Source organism: Streptomyces sp. NPDC046727 (genome assembly GCF_040645635.1).
Taxonomy (GTDB): Bacteria; Actinomycetota; Actinomycetes; order Streptomycetales; family Streptomycetaceae; genus Streptomyces.
On the sequence record NZ_JBEYYR010000007.1, the window covers coordinates 86560 to 105813 of the forward strand.

The 19254-nt window shown below is 72.8% G+C and carries 17 protein-coding genes; 2 read left to right on the forward strand and 15 right to left on the reverse strand.

Going from position 1 to position 19254, the window contains the following annotated elements; all coding sequences use genetic code 11:
* Positions 1 to 11: 11 nt before the first annotated feature.
* Both ABZ937_RS10860 and ABZ937_RS10865 read right to left on the reverse strand, forming a co-directional pair.
* Positions 12 to 872, reverse strand: coding sequence for an alpha/beta hydrolase (locus ABZ937_RS10860; RefSeq protein WP_361688829.1), 861 nt, complete (start codon positions 870 to 872; stop codon positions 12 to 14).
* A gap of 274 nt (positions 873 to 1146) precedes the next feature.
* Positions 1147 to 1839 carry a metal-dependent transcriptional regulator gene (locus ABZ937_RS10865; RefSeq protein ID WP_225824498.1) on the reverse strand — a complete coding sequence of 231 codons (693 nt, stop codon included), beginning with the start codon at positions 1837 to 1839 and terminating at the stop codon, positions 1147 to 1149.
* Positions 1840 to 2029: 190 nt separating this feature from the next.
* Between ABZ937_RS10865 and ABZ937_RS10870 the strand changes: the two genes are divergently transcribed.
* Positions 2030 to 2785, forward strand: coding sequence for an SIS domain-containing protein (locus ABZ937_RS10870; protein ID WP_361688833.1), 756 nt, complete (start codon positions 2030 to 2032; stop codon positions 2783 to 2785).
* 20 nt (positions 2786 to 2805) lie between these two features.
* On the opposite strand, the gene ABZ937_RS10875 is transcribed toward ABZ937_RS10870, so the two are convergent.
* Positions 2806 to 4218, reverse strand: a complete 1413-nt coding sequence (locus ABZ937_RS10875) for a PAS domain-containing protein (protein WP_361688836.1) — start codon at positions 4216 to 4218, stop codon at positions 2806 to 2808.
* A gap of 386 nt (positions 4219 to 4604) precedes the next feature.
* On the reverse strand, positions 4605 to 5291 hold the full coding sequence (gene pdxH, locus ABZ937_RS10880) for a pyridoxamine 5'-phosphate oxidase (RefSeq protein ID WP_361688839.1): 687 nt from the start codon (positions 5289 to 5291) through the stop codon (positions 4605 to 4607).
* Positions 5292 to 5467: 176 nt separating this feature from the next.
* Between pdxH and ABZ937_RS10885 the strand changes: the two genes are divergently transcribed.
* A complete protein-coding gene (locus tag ABZ937_RS10885) occupies positions 5468 to 6568 on the forward strand; it encodes a citrate synthase 2 (RefSeq protein WP_361688842.1) in 1101 nt (366 codons plus the stop codon).
* Positions 6569 to 6691: 123 nt separating this feature from the next.
* Here the strand turns inward: ABZ937_RS10885 and ABZ937_RS10890 are convergent, their stop codons facing one another.
* From ABZ937_RS10890 to ABZ937_RS10940, 11 genes are all read right to left on the reverse strand, one after another.
* Positions 6692 to 7717, reverse strand: coding sequence for a 2-oxoglutarate and iron-dependent oxygenase domain-containing protein (locus ABZ937_RS10890; RefSeq protein ID WP_361688845.1), 1026 nt, complete (start codon positions 7715 to 7717; stop codon positions 6692 to 6694).
* Between the two features lie 243 nt (positions 7718 to 7960).
* The gene (locus tag ABZ937_RS10895; protein WP_361688848.1) at positions 7961 to 8566 is read right to left on the reverse strand and encodes a TetR/AcrR family transcriptional regulator; all 606 of its coding nucleotides are present in this window, start codon (positions 8564 to 8566) and stop codon (positions 7961 to 7963) included.
* Positions 8554 to 9291, reverse strand: coding sequence for an enoyl-CoA hydratase family protein (locus ABZ937_RS10900; protein WP_361688850.1), 738 nt, complete (start codon positions 9289 to 9291; stop codon positions 8554 to 8556). Before ABZ937_RS10900 ends, ABZ937_RS10895 begins: the two co-directional genes overlap by 13 nt.
* Positions 9288 to 10856, reverse strand: a complete 1569-nt coding sequence (locus ABZ937_RS10905; RefSeq protein ID WP_361688853.1) for a 4-coumarate--CoA ligase family protein — start codon at positions 10854 to 10856, stop codon at positions 9288 to 9290. Before ABZ937_RS10905 ends, ABZ937_RS10900 begins: the two co-directional genes overlap by 4 nt.
* Positions 10857 to 10876: 20 nt before the next feature.
* Positions 10877 to 12037: an acyl-CoA dehydrogenase family protein gene (locus ABZ937_RS10910; RefSeq protein WP_361688856.1), complete on the reverse strand. Its 1161-nt coding sequence runs from the start codon at positions 12035 to 12037 to the stop codon at positions 10877 to 10879.
* Between the two features lie 7 nt (positions 12038 to 12044).
* A complete protein-coding gene (locus ABZ937_RS10915) occupies positions 12045 to 13892 on the reverse strand; it encodes a biotin carboxylase N-terminal domain-containing protein (RefSeq protein ID WP_361688858.1) in 1848 nt (615 codons plus the stop codon).
* Between the two features lie 8 nt (positions 13893 to 13900).
* Positions 13901 to 15499: a carboxyl transferase domain-containing protein gene (locus tag ABZ937_RS10920; protein ID WP_361688861.1), complete on the reverse strand. Its 1599-nt coding sequence runs from the start codon at positions 15497 to 15499 to the stop codon at positions 13901 to 13903.
* Positions 15496 to 17181, reverse strand: coding sequence for an acyclic terpene utilization AtuA family protein (locus tag ABZ937_RS10925; RefSeq protein WP_361688864.1), 1686 nt, complete (start codon positions 17179 to 17181; stop codon positions 15496 to 15498). The genes ABZ937_RS10920 and ABZ937_RS10925 overlap by 4 nt, the downstream gene beginning before the upstream one ends.
* A complete protein-coding gene (locus tag ABZ937_RS10930) occupies positions 17178 to 17972 on the reverse strand; it encodes a TIGR03084 family metal-binding protein (RefSeq protein ID WP_361688867.1) in 795 nt (264 codons plus the stop codon). Before ABZ937_RS10930 ends, ABZ937_RS10925 begins: the two co-directional genes overlap by 4 nt.
* Positions 17973 to 18080: 108 nt before the next feature.
* Entirely contained in the window at positions 18081 to 18275 is a 195-nt protein-coding gene (locus ABZ937_RS10935) for a hypothetical protein (RefSeq protein WP_361688870.1), read from the reverse strand.
* Positions 18272 to 19204 (reverse strand): EamA family transporter, encoded by a 933-nt coding sequence (locus ABZ937_RS10940; RefSeq protein WP_361688873.1) that lies wholly within the window; start codon positions 19202 to 19204, stop codon positions 18272 to 18274. Before ABZ937_RS10940 ends, ABZ937_RS10935 begins: the two co-directional genes overlap by 4 nt.
* Positions 19205 to 19254 lie beyond the last annotated feature (50 nt).

The window sequence follows — 19254 nt, forward strand, 5'->3', positions numbered from 1 at the left end:
CGAATGGGCGCTCAATCCCGCCGCAGCGAATCAAGGAACGGCGAGACAGCGGCCCGCCAAGCCACCGGCAGGTCATAGTGGGCGAGGTGACCCGCGTCCGGCACCTCCGCATAGACCCCGTTCGGCAGGACCCGGACCATCTCCTGGGCCTCGGCGCGGCCCAGTTCGCCGTCGAGGCCGCGGACGACCAGCGCGGGGCATCTGACCTGGGCCAGCTCCTCCCAGTGGGCGTCGTAGACCCATGTCTCGCGGGAGCTGAGCATCTGCTCGGGCTCGAAGACCGGCCGCCAGCCGTCGTCCCCCTCGTGCATCACCTCGGCGTAGAAGGACCCGCGCGCCGGGTTGGGCCGCTCCGCCCAGGGGTCGTCCTCGCCGAACCACTTGTGGACGTCGGCCAGGCTGGCGAAGGGGACGGGCCAGGAGCGGAACCACTCGGCCCACTCGCGCTGCGAGGCCGCGCCGAGCGCGGAGGCCCGCATGTCGCAGATGATCAGACCGCGCACCAGATCCGGGCGCTTGGCGGCGAGCTGCCAGGCGGTCAGCGCGCCCATGGCGTGGCCGATGAGGAGGGCGGGGGCGAGCCCGAGCTGTTCGACGGCGGCCTCGGCGTCCTCGACGTAGGCCTCGCGGGTGTACGCGGCCCGTGGGGGTTTGTCGCTCTGACCATGGCCGCGCTGGTCGAGCGCTACGGCGCGGAAGCGCCCGGCGAGCCAGCGGGCCGTCGCCGCCCAGTGAGAGGCGCGGCCCATCAGCCCGTGCAGTAACAACACGCCCGGAGCGCCGGGCTCCGCCTCCGGTTTCGGAGAGTCGGCGAACTCCCAGGCGGCCAGGCGCACCCCGCCCGCTCCCGTCACATCGATACGCCGTGCCATCGGCCTGGCACCCCCCAGCTCCGCCTGCCTCGTCGTCAGCTGCCTCAGGTTATCGAATGCCTATTCGAAAATTCTGTCTCCGCGGACAACACCCCTCATTCGAGTGACACCTCTCAAGGAATGATCGCCGCAGCCAAGGGGATCTCTTCTGGCGGGAGGCGGACCGCTCGGGGAAAAACGGTCCGAGGGGGATGACCCTGGGAGCTCGGGGCTCCGGGTCAGCACAGGGGAGGACAGGCCCCGGCGCCGCACGGCGCCGGGGCCCTCTCCTGTCTCAGCGCTTGGCGACGAACACGTGGGAGGCGACGTCCGCCTCCAGCTCGGCGGCCTCGCCGCCGCTGCCCACCAGCACCCCGCCGGGCGACTCCGTCACGCTCACCACCGAACCTGGCTGCACACCCGCCCGGCGCAGCGTGTACATCAGCTGCGCGTCCGTCTGGATCGGCTCGCCGATACGGCGGACGACGACCGTCTTGCCGTCCGTGCCCGGGTCCAGGTCGGCCAGCGAGACCATGCCCTCGTCCAGGAACGGGTCCGCGCCGTCCTTCTCGCCCAGCTCCTCCAGGCCCGGGATGGGGTTGCCGTACGGCGACTCGGTCGGGTGCCGCAGCAGCTCCAGCACGCGCCGCTCGACGGCCTCGCTCATCACGTGCTCCCAGCGGCACGCCTCCGCGTGCACCTGCTCCCACTCCAGCCCGATCACGTCCACGAGCAGACATTCGGCCAGGCGGTGCTTGCGCATCACGCGCGTCGCCAGCCGGCGGCCCTCGTCCGTCAGCTCCAGGTGACGGTCGCTGGCCACGGACACCAGACCGTCGCGCTCCATCCGCGCCACCGTCTGGCTCACCGTCGGCCCGCTCTGGTCCAGCCGCTCCGCGATGCGGGCGCGCATGGGGACGACGCCTTCCTCTTCGAGTTCGAGGATGGTGCGGAGATACATCTCCGTGGTGTCGATCAGTCCGGACATACGTGCCCCTCGATTACCTCTGCCGGCAGCCCGGCGCGTGCGCTGGCCCTGCAACCAATTCTGCCGTACCCCACTGACAAGCGGGCGGTACCGGGAAAACGGGAGCCCACTCGGCTGCGGGCCGTATTGACACCGCGCTGGTCCAGACCGCACGGTGATCCGCGACACAGACGCTGCGAAGGGGCACCGCATGAGCGACGGCACGCCTGCCGACCTGTTCTTCGACGCCGCCATCGGCCTGCTGCAACGGGCCCGCGACGAGGAGGCCGCGGCGATCACCGCGGCCGGCACCCTGCTCGCCGACACCGTCGCGGCCGGCGGCCGCCTGTTCGCCTTCGGCGCCGGACACTCCTCGCTCGCCGCCCAGGATGTCGTCTACCGGGCCGGCGGCCTGGCCCTGATGAACCTGCTCGCCGTCCCCGGCGTCGTCGGCGTCGACGTCACCCCGGCCACGCTCGGCTCCGCCCTCGAACGAGTCGACGGCCTCGCGAGCGCCGTCCTCGACACCTCCCCGCTCCGCGCCGGCGACGCCCTCGTGATCATCTCCCTCTCCGGACGCAACGCCCTGCCCGTCGAGATGGCCGTGGGCGCCCGCGCCCTCGGCGTCAAGGTCATCGGCGTGACCTCGGTGGCGTACGCCTCGCAGACGACGTCCCGGCACGCCTCCGGCACCTTCCTCAAGGACCACTGCGACATCGTCCTCGACTCGAAGATCGCCGTCGGCGACGCCGAACTCACCCTGGACACCATCCCGGCGCCCTTCGCCCCCGCCTCCACGGTCGTCACCGCGGCCCTGATGCAGGCCGTCATGGCGACCACCGCCGCCACCCTCGCCGACCGCGGCATCGAGCCGCCGCTGCTGCGCTCCGGCAACGTCGACGGCGGACACGACTGGAACCGCCGGGTGATGACGGAGTACGGCGACCGGATCTTCTACCGCAGCTGACGGCACCGCCGCGGCCGGCCCTACCGCGCCTCCTCGCCCGGCCGCCCCCGCACCGCCTCCGCCAGGTCCAGGGCCGCCGCGATCCGCACGGCCACGTCCTCCGCGTAGGCCGTGTCGGACCGCTCGAAGCGGCTGCGGCCGGCGTCGCGCAGGAAGGTCACCACGCCCAGCGTCCGCCCCCGGCTGCGCAGGACCGCGCACAGCGCGTGCACCGCGTCGCCGGGCCACTGCCGCTCCAACGCCCACTCCCGCGCCCGCTCGGCCGGGACCGACCCGGCGTCCGCGCGCACGGCCCCGGCCCGCTCCACGCACTGCAGCGCCGGGTGCCCCTCCGAGTAGCGCGCGGGCAGCCCGGCCGCGCCCGTGAGCACGCTCGGCCCCGGCGCCCCTGCGGGCGTGGCGGCGAGCCGTACCAGCCGGACCGGACCCGGGGCCTGCTCGCCGTCCGCGCGCGGGGCGCCCGCCACCCGGTCGATGAGCGCGTGGTCGGCGAAGCCGGCGAGCGCGAAGTCCAGGTGGACGGTGGCCGCCTCGGCCGGGTCCTCGCACTCGGCGGCGGCCCGCGCCGCCCGGTGCAGCTGATTCGTCCGGAACCGCAGCAGGGACGCCTCCTGCTCGACCTGCTTGGCCTCCGTGACGTCCTGGAACAGCCAGCCCACCCCGAGCGGCACCGGCTCCTCCGCGAGCGGCGAGGCCAACCGCACGAACCCGCTCCGCCAGCAGCGCCGCTTCTCGCCCTCCGCCGTACGCAGCGCCACCCACATCTCTGCGGGCGCGGGCGGCGCGCCCTCGGCCAGGACGTGCGTCAGCGCGGCCTCCAGCTCCTCCACGCCCTGCGCGAGCAGGTCACCGAGCGGCCGGCCCAGGACGGACGTGCGCCCGACGCCCAGCGCCCGCGCCGCGTGCGCGTTCACGACGGCGGGCCGCAGATCGGCGTCGACGACCACGACACCCCAGGAGGCGTCCTCGAACAGCGCCTCGCTCAGCGCGATCGACCGCTCCAGATCGATCTGCGCGTGCACCTCGCTGAACGCGCAGTACACCCCCGCGGGCTTCCCCTCGGGCCCGCGCACGGCGGCGGACTGGGTCCGTACGAGCACCCGCCCGCCGTCCTTGGTGACCAGCGCGAACTCGTGCACCTGCCGGCCCGGCGCGTGCATCGCCGACATCAGCCGGGCCTGCACCTCCTCGGCGTCGGCGCTGCGCACCGCCCATCCGGCGAACCCGTGCCGCCCGACGGCCTCGGCGGCCGTCCACCCGAGGATCCGCTCGGCCTCCCGGTTCCAGTGGGTCACCACCCCGTCGGCGTCGAAGGCGCACAGGGCCGCGTCCATCCCGTCCAGCAGCGCGGCGAGCAGGTCGGAGCCGCCGGACTCACCGGGCTCGTCCGGCCCCAGTTCATCAGTGGTCCCACTCCGCCGCGAAGCACTCACCTGGACCCCCTGGAGGCTGCGTCCGCGCGCACACGGCACTCGGTTCGCTCACTGGCCTGCACTCAGACCCTCATTCAACTGGAACGTGACACAGCCCACATCCTGTTCCCGCAAGAAAAAGAGTTGAGCGCGCTCCGGCGGCTTCTTAGGGTGTGGAGTACACGAGAAGGGAGGTGGTTCGGCAGATGTATGGAAACCGGACGCGTGAGGTGGCTGCGGGCTAGCGGCCCGTCACCACGCCATGTGCGGTGCCGGACCAGCGCGCGACAGCAGCGTGCAGCCGGCCCTATCCCACAGCAGTCACCCGACCCGCGGGCTGCCGGTACGTCCGGCCGGCTCCTCCTTGAGGAACCCAGCCCGCGGGTCGTCTGCGTTTTCCGGGGCCGTCACGGGCTGAGGCGCTCGACCCTCCAGGTGCCGTTCGGCTGGGCGACGTAGCGCAGGCGGTCGTGGAGGCGGTTGACCCGGCCCTGCCAGAACTCGATCGTCTCGGGGGCGATGCGGAAGCCGCCCCAGTGCGGGGGGACCGGGACCTGTTCGTCCTCGGGGTAGCGGGCCTCGAGTGCGGCGTAGGCCGTGTCGAGTTCGGTGCGGGAGGCGATCACCGTGGACTGGGCACTGGCCCAGGCGCCCAGCTGGGAGCCGTGCGGGCGGGTGCGGAAGTAGGCGGCGGTCTCGTCGCGGCCGGTGCGCCGGGCGGTGCCCGTGACGATGACCTGACGGGCCAGCGGGTGCCAGGGGAAGAGCAGCGAGACGTGCGGGTTCTCCGCCAGGTCACGGGCCTTGCGGGAGCCGTAGTTGGTGTAGAAGACGAAGCCGTCGGTGTCGTACTGCTTCATCAGGACCGTGCGTGAGCTGGGGCGGCCGGTCGCGTCCGCCGTGGAGACGACCATCGCGTTGGGCTCGTAGAGCGTGCCGTGCAGGGCCGCCCGGGCGGCGTCCTCGAACCAGCGGGCGAACTGGTCCATCGGATGGGTGGCGAGGTCCTCTTCGGCGAGTCCCTCGGCCCGGTACTGCTTGCGCATGGCGGCGGGATCGAGGACGGGATCCAGGAGCGGGTCGCGGTCGGTCACGCGGTCATCTTGCCGTATCGAACGGGTATGGCACTCAGTGTCGTGCGGTCTCCCCAACCGTGGCACCGGGGGTTATCGTGCTGCTCCCTTTACGGTCGGGTCCACCACGGGTGACCACCGGCAGATCAGGGCATCACCGGGGTGACCGCCGCCCACACATCATGAGGAGCCGCCTGATGTCCGATTTCGTACCCGGGCTCGAAGGAGTCGTCGCGTTCGAGACGGAGATCGCCGAACCGGACAAGGAGGGCGGCGCCCTGCGCTACCGGGGCGTCGACATCGAGGATCTGGTCGGGCACGTCTCGTTCGGGAACGTGTGGGGGCTGCTGGTCGACGGCGCCTTCAACCCCGGCCTGCCGCCCGCCGAGCCGTTCCCGATCCCCGTCCACTCCGGTGACATCCGCGTGGACGTCCAGTCGGCGCTCGCCATGCTCGCCCCCGTCTGGGGACTGCGTCCGCTGCTCGACATCGACGCGGGGCAGGCCCGCGACGACCTGGCGCGGGCCGCCGTCATGGCCCTGTCGTACGTCGCCCAGTCCGCGCGCGGGCAGGGGCTGCCGATGGTGCCGCAGCGGGAGATCGACAAGGCGAACTCGGTGGTGGAGCGGTTCATGATCCGGTGGCGCGGGGAGCCGGATCCCAAGCATGTCGCGGCCGTGGACGCCTACTGGACGTCCGCCGCCGAGCACGGCATGAACGCGTCCACGTTCACGGCGCGGGTCATCGCCTCCACCGGCGCCGACGTCGCCGCCGCGCTCTCGGGTGCGGTCGGCGCGATGTCCGGGCCGCTGCACGGCGGTGCGCCGTCCCGGGTGCTCGGGATGATCGAGGAGATCGAGCGGACGGGGGACGCGGAGGCGTACGTCCGGCGGACGCTGGACCGGGGTGAGCGGCTGATGGGGTTCGGGCACCGGGTGTACCGGGCCGAGGATCCGCGGGCGCGGGTGCTGCGGCGTACGGCGCGTGAGCTGGGCGCTCCGCGGTTCGAGGTCGCGGAGGCGCTGGAGAAGGCCGCGCTGGAGGAGCTGCACAACCGGCGGCCGGACCGGGTGCTGGCCACCAACGTGGAGTTCTGGGCGGCGATCATGCTCGACTTCGCCGAGGTGCCGGCGCACATGTTCACTTCCATGTTCACGTGTGCCCGTACGGCTGGGTGGTCGGCGCACATTCTCGAGCAGAAGCGGACGGGGCGGTTGGTGCGGCCCTCTGCCCGGTATGTGGGGCCGGGGGCGCGGCGGCCGGAGGACATCGAGGGGTACGGGGACATCGCCCACTGAGAGGGGTGGCCGGGGCGCGTGGGCGGCTGCGGGTCGTCCGTGGTTGCTCGCGCCCACGCGGCGGAGCCGCATATCGGATGCAGCCCCGCGCCCCTGAAAAAACGGCCCTTCGGGCCAGTTTTCTCACGCCGCTGCCAGCAAGTCCCTGTGATGCCTCTCCGCCACCAGCGGGTGGGCCCTCAGTTTGCCCTTGAGTTCGTTGTAGCCGTACTCGGCGTACAGGGGGTTCGTCGGGTCCGTCGTGATGCCGGGGGCCTTCGACGCGTGCGGGAAGGGCAGGGGGGCCACCTTCGCGTCCAGGCGCGGGTTGTAGAAGAACGGGACCGAGAAGCGTTCGGTGGCGCCGGGCGGGCTGACGACCCGGTGGTTGGTGGCGAGGAGGTAGCCGTTGGTGGCCACCTCCAGCAGTTCGCCGAGGTTGACGACGAACGCGCCCTCGATGGGCGGTACCTCGTGGAAGCGGCCGTCCTCGCGCTGGACCTGGAGGCCGCCGACCGTGTCCTGGAGGAGCAGGGTCAGGAAGCCGTAGTCCTTGTGGGCGCCGACGCCCTGGTCGGTGCCGTCGGCCGCGCTGCCGGGGTAGCGGACGAGCTTGAGGTGCGGGTGGGCCCGGTCGCCGAAGACGGGGTCGTAGAAGTCGGCCGGGGCGCCGATGGCGGTGAGGAGTTCGTGCAGGAGGCGCTGGGCCACTGCGCTGAGCTTGTCGATCCAGGCGAGGGCGGCCGTGCGGAGTTCGGGGAGGGCGGCCGGCCACTGGTTGGGTCCCTGGAGCCACCAGTACGGGGGCTCGCCGGGGCCGGGGATCCGGGCGGGGCGTTCGGCGCCTATGTCGAGCTGGTCGCGCCAGTCGCGGGCGCCGCCGGTGCGTTCGTCGCCGGTGCGGGTGTAGCCGCGGAAGTGCGGGGAGCCCACGTTGTCCAGGGCGAGCCGGTCGGCCTCGGGAAGGGCGAAGAAGGCGCGCATGGCGGTGAGCAGCGCGTCGGTCTCGGCGGGGGTCACACCGTGTCCGACGAGCTGGAAGAAGCCGACGTCATGGGCGGCGCTGTGCAGCTGGGCGTGGAGCAGGGCCCGGGCCTCGGGGCCGCGGTCGGCGGCCGACAGGTCGATGATCGGGAGCTGGTGGTACGACGTCGCTTTGTGCGTGGTCATAGTGCGTCCGCAGGGTGTACGGGGCACGGGTGGCCGCCGAGGGGTAGGAGCGGCCCCCGGTGCCGGAAAAGGGAAGAAAAGGGAGATACAGGGGGCTGGTCAGGCGGAGAAGCGCCGACAGCCCATGCTCGTGACGCGCACGTAGTCCACGTGGCGGCGGCGGACGAGCATCGGAAGCATGGGCCCAAGAGTAACGCGCCCCCGCGACTGCTCCCTCGCGGCCACTCTCCAGCGGTCGTTGCCTCAGCGCAGGGTTTCGTCCAGCAGGGCCGCCCACTGCGTGACGACCCGGTCGCGGCGGGCGGTGTCGTCGGTGAGGAGGTTGGCGAGGCCGAGGCCGCGGGCCATGTCCAGGAAGCCCTGGACGGTTTCGCGGACGCCGGGGCGGGACTCGTCGGCGCCGAGGAGGTCGACGGCGATGCGGTGGGTCTCGCGGCCCACGCGGGCCTCCAGCTCGGTCACGCGCGGCCGCAGCTGCTCCTCGTTGGAGGCGGCGACCCACAGGTGCAGGGCGGCGCGGAAGAGCGGGCCGGTGTAGAGGTCGACGACGGCGGCGACGACGGCCCGGCGGTCGGCGGCGCCGTCCGGGAACAGGGCCCGCAGGGCGAGGGAGCGTTCCTCGGAGACGTACTCGACGGCGGCGGTGAAGAGGTCTTCCCGGGTCGGGAAGTGGTGCTGGGCGGCGCCGCGGGAGACGCCGGCGCGCTCGGCGACGACGGCGACCGTGGAGCCTGCCCAGCCGTGCTCGGCGAGGCAGGCCACCGCGGCTTCCAGGAGCCGCTGCCGGGTGGCCCGGCTGCGGTCCTGTTTGGGCACGCGCTCCCGGTCCGTCGTACTCACACCACCCATGCCGCATCACGTCTTTCCAGGAAGGCCGTCATCCCCTCCCTGGCCTGACCGGAGGAGAACAGCCGGGCCGAGAGCGCGGTCAGCTCCGCCGCGTCCCGGTCGAATGTCTCCAGCACCCTAGCCGTGAGCAGCCGTTTCGTCTCGGCCAGGGCCTGCGGGGCGGAGCGGCGCAGGCCGTCCAGGACGGGGGCGAGGGCGTCGTCGACGTCGTCCGCCGTCGCCGTCAGCAGGCCGAGGCGTACGGCCTCGGCCGCGTCGAAGCGTTCGCCGGTGAGGTAGTAGCGGGCGAGGGCGCGGGGGTCGGTGCGCGGGATCACCGGGAGGGAGATCACCGCGGGGGCCACCCCGATGCGTACCTCGGTGAAGGCGAAGTCGGCCGTGCGGGAGGCGGCGGCGATGTCGCAGGCGGCGAGCAGGCCGAGGCCGCCGGCCCGGACGTGCCCGGTGATCCGGGCGACGACCGGTTTGGGCAGTTCCACGAGCTGCCGGAGCAGGGCCACCAGGGTGTCCGGGTCGGGCGGGTCGCGCAGGTCCGCGCCGGCGCAGAAAGTGGTGCCGGTGTGGGTGAGGACGACCGCCCGTACGTCGGGGTCCTTGCCGCAGTCGGCCAGGGCCTGGGCGAGGTCGGACACCAGGGCCGCCGAGAGGGCGTTGCGGGTGTCGGTGGCGTCCAGGCTGAGGGTTTCCACGGCACGCGCGCGGGTGCGCCCGATGAGTTCGCTCACGTGTGCTCCCTGAGCTGCCGGCGCAGGATCTTTCCGGAGGCGGCGCGGGGGACGGTGTCGATGAAGGTGATCCGGCGGACGCGTTTGTAGGGGGCGACGCGTTCGGCGACGTAGAGCAGGATGTCGTTCTCGGCGAGGTCGCCGGCGCCCGGATGGCGGACGACGAAGGCGTGCGGGACCTCGTTGCCCTCCTCGTTGTAGGTGCCTATGACGGCGGCGTCGGCGATGCCGGGGTGGGTGACCAGGAGGGCCTCCAGTTCGGCGGGGGCGACCTGGAAGCCCTTGTACTTGATGAGTTCCTTCACCCGGTCGACCACGAAGAGCCAGCCGCCGTCGTCGACGTACCCGACGTCCCCGGTGTGCAGCCAGCCGTCGGGGTCGATCATGTCGGCGGTGGCTTCGGGGCGGCCGAGGTAGCCCTTCATCACCTGGGGGCCGCGGATCAGGATCTCGCCGGACTCGCCGGTGCCGAGGTCCTTGCCGGGGTCGTCCAGGGAGACGATCCGCATCTCGGTGCCGGCGATGAGCTTGCCGACCGTGCCGGCGGGGGCCTCGCGCAGCTGGTCGATGGGGACGACGTGGGTGCCGGGGGACAGTTCCGTCATGCCGTACGCCTGGCCGATCGGGGGCAGGCCCAGGCGCTCGGAGCAGGCGGCGGCGAGCTGGGCGTCCAGCGGGGCGGCGGCGCTGACGACGAACCTCAGCGAGGACAGGTCGTAGCGGGCGACCGCCGGGTGCTTGGCGAGGGCGAGGACGATCGGCGGGGCGACGTACAGGCCGGTGATGCGGTGGTTCTCGATGGCGGCGAGGAAGGTCTCCAGGTCGAAGCGCGGGAGGACGACGACCGTGGCGCCGTTGCCCAGGGACACGTTCATCAGGGCGGTGAGGCCGTAGATGTGGAAGAACGGCAGGACGGCGAGGATGCGGTCGCCGGGGGCGGCCGGGAGGACGGGCCCCAGCTGGGCGAGGTTGGTGGCGATCTGCCGGTGGGTGAGCATGACGCCCTTGGGGACGCCGGTGGTGCCGGAGGAGTACGGCAGCGCGGCGACGTCCTCGGCCGGGTCGATGTCGATCAGCGGTTCGGGGGCGGTGGTGGCGAGCATGTCGATCAGCGAGCGGTGCCCCGGCGCGCTGTCGCACACGAAGATCTCCTGTACGCCGCCGGCGAGTTCGGCCGCCCGGCGGGCGGTCTCCAGCAGCGGGGAGACGGTGACGATCCAGCGGGCCCCGCTGTCGGCGAGCTGCTTGGCGAACTCCTCGGCGGTGGCGAGCGGGTGCGCGGTGGTCACGGAGGCGCCCGCGCGCGTGGCCGCGTAGAAGGCCGTCGGGAAGGCGATCGAGTTGGGGCTGTGCAGGGCGAGGACGTCGCCCTTGCGGACGCCCGCGTCCGCGAAGGCGGCGGCGAGGCGCCGGTGGAACCGGTCCACCTGCTCGTACGTGAGGGTGGTGCCGTCCGTGCCGTCGATGAGCGCCGGCCGGTCCCCGAAGTCGGCGGCACGGCCCAGGACGGCCTCGTGGATGGGGAGTTCTACGGGCGGGACATCTGCGTACTCGCTGCGGAACACGGTTCCTCCAGTGCGGTCGCCTAGTACGACTTGGGCAGGCCTAGCGTCTGATGGGAGACGTAGTTGAGAATCATCTCCCGGCTCACTGGAGCAATACGAGCCACTCGCGCGGCAGTTATCAAGGAGGCCAGGCCGAATTCGCGTGTGAGACCGTTGCCGCCGAGGGTGTGCACGGCCTGGTCGACGGCCTTCACACAGGCCTCCCCCGCCGCGTACTTGGCCATGTTGGCGGCCTCGCCCGCGCCGGCGTCGTCGCCTGCGTCGTAGAGGTGCGCCGCCTTCTGCATCATCAGCCGGGCCAGTTCGAGGTCGATGTGGGCCTGTGCCAGGGGGTGCGCGATGGCCTGGTGGGCGCCGATGGGGGCCTTCCAGACCGTGCGGTCGCGGGCGTACTCGACGGCCCTGGAGAGCGCGTAGCGGCCCATGCCGATGGCGAACGCGGCCGTCATGATCCGCTCGGGGTTGAGTCCGGCGAACAGCTGGAGCAGGCCGGCGTCCTCGTCGCCGACGAGCGCGTCGGCGGGCAGCCGTACGTCGTCCAGGGTCAGCTCGAACTGCTTCTCGGCGGCGTTGAGTTCCATGTCGAGGGGCCGCTTCTGGAAGCCTTCGGCGTCCGTCGGGACGATGAACAGGCAGGGCTTGAGGGTGCCGGTGCGGGCGTCCTCGGTGCGGCCGACGATCAGGACGGCGTAGGCGATGTCGACACCGGAGATGAACACCTTGCGGCCGGTGAGGAGCCAGTCAGTGCCGTCGCGCCGGGCCGTGGTGGTGATGCGGTGGCTGTTGGAGCCGGCGTCGGGTTCGGTGATGCCGAAGGCCATGAGACGGGTGCCGTCGGCGAGGGCGGGCAGCCACTGCCGCTTCTGATCCTCGGTGCCGAAGCGGGAGATCACCGTGCCGCAGATGGCGGGCGAGACGACGAGCATGAGGAGCGGGGAGCCCGCGGCGCCCAGTTCTTCGAGGACGATGGCGAGTTCGGCGATGCCGCCGCCTCCACCGCCGTGCTCCTCGGGCAGGTTGACGCCGAGGTAGCCCAGCTTCCCCGCCTCCGACCAGAGTTCGGTGGGGGGTTTGCCCTCGGCGATGGTGCGGGTGAGGTAGTCGCGGCCGTAGCGCTTGCCGAGCGCGGCCACCGCGGCTCGTAGGGCCTTGTGCTCTTCGGATTCGATGACGGCGGTCATGGGGCTCCTAGGAAGAGGTTTCCTGCACTACTGCCAGCAACATGCCCGGCTCCACCTGCTGTCCCGGCTCGGCGTGCAGGGCGGTGAGCGTGCCGGCTGTCGGCGCCGAGATCTGGTGCTGCATCTTCATCGCCTCCAGCCATATGAGGCCTTGACCCGCCCGGACCGTTGCCCCTTCCGTCAGGCCGTCGGCGACGCGTACGACCGTGCCGGGCATCGGGGCCACCAGGGAACCCGGGGCGAGCTGGGCCGCCGGGTCGGGGAAGCGGGGCAGGGCGGTGAGGCGGGTGGTGTTGACGTGGACCTGGTCGCCGTAGCGCGCGACCTCGAACTTGCGCCGCACTCCGTCCACTTCGAGGACGACGAGACGCGCGTCGGCGTGCACGATCCGCACCCCGTCCGCCACGAGCCCCTCCCTCGTGTGCCGGTACCGGACCTCGTGCACCTCCCCCGCGCTCTCGTACCGCTTCACCTGCGGCTGCGAGGGAACGTTGCGCCAGCCGCCGAAGCGGGACCGGCCGTGGGCGTCGGCGAGGGCGGCGGCCAGGGGAGCGTGGGGGTCGGGTGCGGGCTCGGTCAGTTCGTGGAGGTGGCGGTCGTAGAAGCCGGTGTCCGTGCGGGCGGACGTGAACTCCTCGTGCCGCAGGGAGCGCACGAGCAGGTCCCGGTTGGTGACCGGGCCGTGCAGCGCGGCGGACTCCAGCGCGCCGGCGAGTCTGCGGATCGCCTCCGCGCGCGTGGGGGCGTGCGCGACGACCTTGGCGAGCATCGGGTCGTAGTGGACGCCGATGGTGTCGCCGTCGGTGTAGCCGGTGTCCAGACGGACGCCCGGCGGTACGGCCAGGCGGTGCAGGGTGCCGGTCTGGGGGGCCCAGCCGTGGGCGGGGTCCTCGGCGTAGAGGCGGGCCTCGATCGCGTGTCCACGCGCGCGTGGGGGCTCTTTTCCGAGGGCGTGTCCCTCGGCGATCCGGATCTGTTCGGCGACCAGGTCGATACCGAAGACCGCCTCGGTGACGGGGTGCTCGACCTGGAGCCGGGTGTTCATCTCCAGGAAGTGCGCGCGGCCGTCGGCGACCAGGAACTCGACCGTGCCCGCGCCGACGTACGAGACGGCACGGGCGGCACGTACGGACAGCGCGCGCAGCTCGTTCGCGAGCCCCTCGGTCAGTCCGGGCGCCGGGGCCTCCTCGACGACCTTCTGGTGGCGGCGCTGGAGGGAGCAGTCGCGGGTGCCGAGCGGCCAGACGGTGCCGTGGGTGTCGGCGAGGATCTGCACCTCCACATGGCGGCCGTGTGCGAGGTACGGCTCCACGAAGACCTCGCCGTCACCGAAGGCGCTCGCGGCCTCGGCGCGCGCGCCCTCCAGCGCGGCCTGCAGCTCGTCCAGGCGGCGCACGATCCGCATCCCGCGCCCCCCGCCGCCCGCAGCCGCCTTCACCAGGACCGGCAGATCGGCCTCGGTCACCTCACCCAGCGGCTCGATGCCCATCAGCCGCTTGGCGCGGGTCTTGGACGCCATGGCCTCGATGGCCTCCGGGGGCGGACCGATCCAGACCAGGCCGGCGTCGGCGACCGCGCGGGCGAAGCCGGCGCTCTCGGAGAGGAAGCCGTAGCCCGGGTGCACGGCATCGGCGCCGGACGCCAGGGCCGCCTTCACGATCAGGTCGCCCCGCAGGTACGTATCCGCGGGCGCCGCGCCCGGCAGCCGTACCGCCGTGTCGGCCACGCGCGCGTGCAGCGCGTTCTCGTCGGCGTCGGAGTGCACCGCGACCGTCCGGATTCCCAGCTCACGGCAGGTGCGGAAGATGCGGCAGGCGATCTCGCCCCGATTGGCGACGAGCACACTCGAAATCACGTGATCCCTCACATCCGGAAGACGCCGAAGCCGCCGCGCGCGCCCTCGTAGGGCGCGGTGTGGAGGGCGGAGAGGCACAGGCCGAGAACGGTGCGGGTGTCGCGCGGGTCGATGACGCCGTCGTCGTACAGCCGCCCGGACAGGAACAGGGGCAGCGACTCGGACTCGATCTGCTGCTCCACCATCGCGCGCAGGGCCGCGTCCGCGTCCTCGTCGTACGGCTGCCCCTTCGCCGCCGCCGACTGCCGGGCGACGATCGAGAGCACGCCGGCGAGCTGCTGCGGGCCCATGACGGCGGACTTGGCGCTGGGCCAGGCGAACAGGAAGCGGGGGTCGTAGGCCCGGCCGCACATGCCGTAGTGCCCGGCGCCGTACGAGGCGCCCATGAGGACCGACAGGTGCGGGACCCTGCTGTTGCTCACCGCGTTGATCATCATCGCGCCGTGCTTGATGATCCCGCCCTGCTCGTACTCCTTGCCGACCATGTAGCCGGTGGTGTTGTGCAGGAAGAGCAGCGGGATGTCGCGCTGGTTGGCGAGCTGGATGAACTGGGCGGCCTTCTGCGACTCCGCGCTGAACAGGACGCCCTGCGCGTTCGCCAGGATGCCGACGGGGTAGCCGTGCAGGCTCGCCCAGCCGGTGACAAGGCTCGTGCCGTACAGCGGCTTGAACTCGTCGAAGTCGGAGCCGTCCACGATCCGGGCGATCACCTCGCGCGGGTCGAAGGGGGTCCTGAGGTCGCCGGGGACGATGCCGAGCAGCTCGTCCGGGTCGTACTTGGGCGGCTCGGCAGGGGCGGGGTCCGGGTACGCCTTGCGATGGCCCAGCCGGGCCACGACGCGGCGGGCCTGGCGCAGGGCGTCCCGCTCGTCGACGGCGAAGTAGTCGGCGAGGCCCGACACGCGCGCGTGCATCTCGGCGCCGCCCAGCGACTCGTCGTCGCTCTCCTCGCCGGTCGCCATCTTCACCAGCGGCGGCCCGCCGAGGAACACCTTCGCCCGCTCCTTGACCATGATCACGTGGTCGGACATGCCGGGGATGTAGGCGCCGCCGGCGGTGGAGTTGCCGAAGACGACGGCGATGGTCGGGATGCCGGCGGCGGAGAGCCGGGTCAGGTCGCGGAAGATCGCCCCGCCCGGGATGAAGATCTCCTTCTGGGACGGCAGGTCGGCGCCGCCCGACTCCACCAGGCTGATGCAGGGCAGCCGGTTGGCGAGGGCGATGTCGTTGGCGCGCAGGGCCTTTTTCAGACTCCAGGGGTTGCTGGCGCCGCCGCGTACGGTCGGATCGTTGGCGGTGATCAGGCACTCCACGCCCTCGACCACGCCGATGCCGGTGACGAGGGAGGCGCCGACCGGGTAGTCGCTGCCCCAGGCGGCCAGCGGGGACAGCTCCAGGAACGGGGTGTCGGGGTCCAGCAGCAGCTCGATGCGCTCGCGGGCGAGCAGCTTGCCGCGTCCGCGGTGCCGGGCGACGTACTTCTCGCCGCCGCCCGCGAGCGCCTTGGCGTGCTCGGTCTCCAGCTCGGCGAGCTTGGCGAGCATGGTCTCGCGGTGGGCCCGGTAGTCGGGGCCGGTGGGGTCGACAGCGGTCTGCAGAACCGTCACAGCAGGGTCTCCGGGATGTCCAGGTGGCGGGAGCGCAGCCATTCGCCGAGGGCCTTGGCCTGCGGGTCGAAGCGGTGCTGGGCGGCGACGCCGGCACCGAGGATGCCCTCGACGGTGAAGTTGAGGGCGTGCAGGTTCGGCAGCACGTGCCGGGTGACGGGCAGCTCCCGCGTCTCGGGCAGCAGCTGCCGGAACCTTTCGGTGGTCAGCGTGTGCGCGAGCCACCGCCAGGCGTCGTCGGTGCGGGCCCAGACACCGACGTTGGCGTTCCCGCCCTTGTCGCCGCTGCGGGCCCCGGCGACCAGACCGAGGGGAGCCCGGCGGGTCGGACCGGGCGGGAGGGGTTCGGGGAGCGGCGGGGCCGGTACGGCGTCCAGGGGCTGCGTGTGCTGGGGCGGCGACACGGGGATACGGCGTCCGTCGTGGAGGACGGCCCTATGGTCTACGCCCCCATGGGGCACGTACACATCCTCGAACACCCCATAAGGGGCGCCCTTTCCGGGTGGGGACAGCACATGGAAGCCCGGGTAGCTGGCGAGTGCCAGTTCCACGGCGGCCCCGCTCAACGCCCGCCCGACCACCTGCTGGTCCGGGTCCCGTACGACGAGCCGCAGCAGCGCGCTGGCCGTCTCCTCGGTGTCCGCGTCGGCCCGGTCGGTCCGCACCAGGTCCCAACGGACCTCCTGCGGCGGCGACTTCGCGAGCGCGGCGTCGAGCTGCTCGCGCACCAGGGCCGCCTTGGCCTCGATGTCGAGCCCGGTGAGGACGAAGACGACCTCGTTGCGGAAGCCGCCGAGCCGGCTCCGTCCGACCTTGAGCGTGGGCGGCGGCGCCTCGCCGCGCACCCCCTCGATCCGCACCCGGTCCGGCCCGTCCTGGCTCAGCCGTACGGTGTCCAGCCGGGCGGTGACGTCGGGTCCGGCGTACCGGGCGCCGCCGGTCTCGTACAGCAGCTGCGCGGTGACCGTGCCCACGTCCACGAAGCCGCCGGTGCCGGGGTGCTTGGTGACGACGCAGCTGCCGTCGGCGTGGATCTCGGCGAGCGGGAAGCCGGGCCGGCGTACGTCACCCTCCCCGAAGAACGCGTAGTTCCCGCCGGTCGCCTGGGTGCCGCACTCCAGCACATGCCCGGCGACAACGGCACCGGCGAGGCGGTCGTACGTCCCCGGGTCGTCCGGCCGCCAGCCGAAGTGGGCGGCGGCGGGCCCGGTGACGAGTGCCGCGTCGGTCACCCGGCCGGTGACGACGACGTCGGCGCCGGCCCGCAGGCACTCGGCGATGCCGAAGCCGCCGAGGTAGGCGTGGGCGGCGAGGGTGCCGGGGTGCGCGGCGGTCAGGTCGTCGCCCTCGACGTGCGCGACCCGGACCGGGATCCCGAGCCGGTCCGCCGACTGCCGTACCGCGTCGGCGAGTCCGGACGGGTTCAGGCCGCCCGCGTTGGTGACGATCCGTACCCCCCGTTCGCGGGCGAGGCCGAGGCAGTCCTCCAGCTGGCGCGGGAAGGTGCGGGCGTATCCGGCGCCGGGGTCCTTCAGCCGGTCGCGGCCGAGGATGAGCATGGTGAGTTCGGCGAGGTAGTCACCGGTGAGGACGTCGACCTCGCCGCCGGTGAGCATCTCGCGCAGGGCGTCCGCGCGATCGCCGTAGAAGCCGGAGAAGTTGCCGATGCGGAGCGGCTTCACCGGGCGGTCCCCTTCGGCGGGCGGCCGGCTCCGGGCGGCCCCGCGAAGACCTGGGCGATGTCGAGCCAGCGGTCGGCGTCCGGGCCCACGGCCGTCAGGGCGAGGTCGGTGCGGTGGGCTCGCTGGGTGACCAGGAGACAGAAGTCGAGGGCGGGGCCGGTGACGCGCTGGGCGGCGCCCTCGGGCCCGTACGCCCACAACTCGCCCGACGGCGCGGTCAGTTCCACGCGGAACTCTTCGGCCGGCGGGGTGAGTCCGTGCACCCCGTAGGCGAAGTCGCGGGTCCGCACCCCGAGCCGGGCCACATGCCGGAGCCGGTCGGTGGGTGGTCGCACCACACCCAGGGCGTCGGCGACATCCCGCGCATGGGCCCAGGTCTCCATGAGCCGGGCCGTGGCCATGGAGGCGGCGGCCATGGGCGGGCCGTACCAGGGGAAACGGGCGCCGGGCGGTGCCTCGCGCAGGGCCTCGGCGAGGGCGGTGCGCCCGGAACGCCAGGCCGCCAGCAGTTCGGCGGGCGGGAGCGCCGCGCCCTCTTCGGCCCCCTCGTCCACGAACGTGTCGAAGGCAGCGAGGGCCTTCTCGACGAGCGCCTGGAAGGCGTCGGTGTCGGTGACGGCCAGCAGCGCCGAGCGGTCGGTCCAGGCGAGGTGCGCGATCTGGTGGGCGACGGTCCAGCCGGGCGCGGGGGTGGGCAGGGCCCATTGCTCCGGGCTCAACTCGGCCACGAGCAGGTCGAGTTCATCGCTCTCGGCGCGCAGGTCCTCGATGACGGGCGTCGGGTCGGCCATGGGGGGAGCATGGCAGTGGGGGTAGAAACAATCAAGCATGCTTGCATGAATTTGGCCGCCACGGATACCGGCTCGACGGTCGGCCGGCCCCTTTGCGGTGCCCGGCGGTCAGCCCGCTGCGATCGGCGGGTACACGGGCTCCCACCGGGCCGCCCGTACCGCCGCCCCGATGTCGGCCGGGGCACCGGTCCGGGCGATGCCCTCGTCCAGCGCCGTGCGGGCCACCGCCACGGCGACCGCCTCCGAGGTGGCGCGCAGGTCGCGGCTCGGCGGGAACCGCGGCCACCGGGGAGCAGGACTCACTGCCCCTCGGCCGGGAGCGGCGGCATCGTGTCCCGGCCCACCTGGGTCCGTACCGCGCCGATGCTCGCCGCGATGACCAGGGCGATCGCCGCGGCCTCCGTGACGGACAGGGACTGGCCGAGGATCAGGAAGCCGGCCGTGGCCGCGATCGCCGGTTCCAGGCTCATCAGGACGGCGAAGGTGGAGGCGGGCAGCCGGCGCAGGGCCAGGAGTTCGAGGGTGTAGGGCAGCACCGAGGAGAGCAGGGCCACCGCCGAGCCGAGGGCGATGGTGGTGGGGTTTAGCAGCCGGGTGCCGGACTCGGCGATGCCGATGGGGAGGAAGAGCAGGGCCGCGACCGCCATGGCCAAGGCCAGGCCGTCGGCCTGCGGGAAGCGGCGGCCCGTGCGGGCGCTGAAGATGATGTAGGCCGCCCACATGGCGCCGGCCCCCAGGGCGAATGCGACACCGATGGGGTCCAGAGCGCTGAAGCCTCCGCCGCCGAGCAGGAAGACGCCCGCGAGGGCGAGGCCCGCCCAGAGCGCGTTGATCGCGCGGCGGGAGGCCAGGACGGACAGGGCCAGCGGGCCCAGGACTTCGAGGGTGACCGCGGTGCCGAGCGGGATGCGGTCGACGGCCTCGTAGAACAGGCCGTTCATCGCGGCCATGGTGGCGCCGAAGACGAGCACGGTGCCCCAGTCGGCGCGGGAGTGGCCGTGGAGGCGCGGGCGGCAGACCAGGAGGAGGACGATCGCCGCCGCGAGCAGCCGCAGGGTCACCACGCCGAGCGCGCCCGCCCGGGGCATCAGGGTCACGGCCAGGGCGCCGCCGAACTGCACCGAGATGCCGCCGGCCAGCACCAGCCCGACGGGACCGAACGAGCGGAGGCGGCTGTGCCCTGGGAAGGGGGTGACCGGGGTGGGTGTCGTGGTGCTGCGGGTGGCGGTCACGGGCGGTCCTGGTGCTTGATCGAGTTCGTTCATCGCGATGTACTACGGAG